A 680-nucleotide genomic window follows, 5' to 3' on the forward strand; every position below is an offset into this window, starting at 1 on the left:
GGCGGGCCACCGCGCGGCGAGCCCGGCGGCGACGGCGGCGGCCGCGGTGCTGTGCCCGAGGGCGAGGGCGGCCCGGTGCTCCAGGAGGGCGGCGACGGCGGCGAGGGCGCCGGGCAACGGGGTGTCGCCGAGCTCGGCCCGCGCCGCCTGCAGCTCGAGCAGCCCGGCGGTGCGCTCGCCGAGGTCGAACGCCGCGCCGCCGCGGGCGGTGCGCAGCGCGAAGCGCACGACCTGGTGGGGCGGCCCGGGGTCGGCCGCCCCGGCCCGGGCGGGGTCGCCGCCCAGCAGGGCGACATGGGCGTCGACGGCCCGGGCGACCGCCGTCCACGGTGCCGCGCCGGGCGCCGCCGCGCCGGGATCCGCGAGCACCCGGTCCGCCTCCTCCCGGGCGTGCGGCAGGTCGCCGGTGGCCCATCGGGCAGCCGCGAGCAGGCCGCGGGCCCGGTGGGCGACGACACCGAGGTCGTGGCGGTCGGCGAGGGCGAGCCCGGCGCGGAGCTCGGCGCGGGCGCGCGGGGCGTCGTCGTCGAGCAGGGCGACGGTGCCGCGACCGACCCGTGCGTGCGCGGTGAGCGCCGCGCCGTCGGGCACGGGTTCGCCGACCGCGACGGGCACCCGCCGGCCCAGGAGGCGCTCGGTCGCGGTGCGGAACGCGTCGGGGCCGGGTGCCGCCCGGTGCG

1 pseudogene is annotated in these 680 nt (G+C 83.8%); it reads right to left on the reverse strand.

Annotation, left to right across the window (positions count from 1 at the left end):
• A pseudogene (locus ABD994_RS31055) lies at positions 1-680 on the reverse strand (hypothetical protein); the annotation flags it as partial.

It is taken from the genome of Actinomycetospora chlora, from assembly GCF_039542135.1.
Taxonomy (GTDB): domain Bacteria; phylum Actinomycetota; class Actinomycetes; order Mycobacteriales; family Pseudonocardiaceae; genus Actinomycetospora; species Actinomycetospora chlora.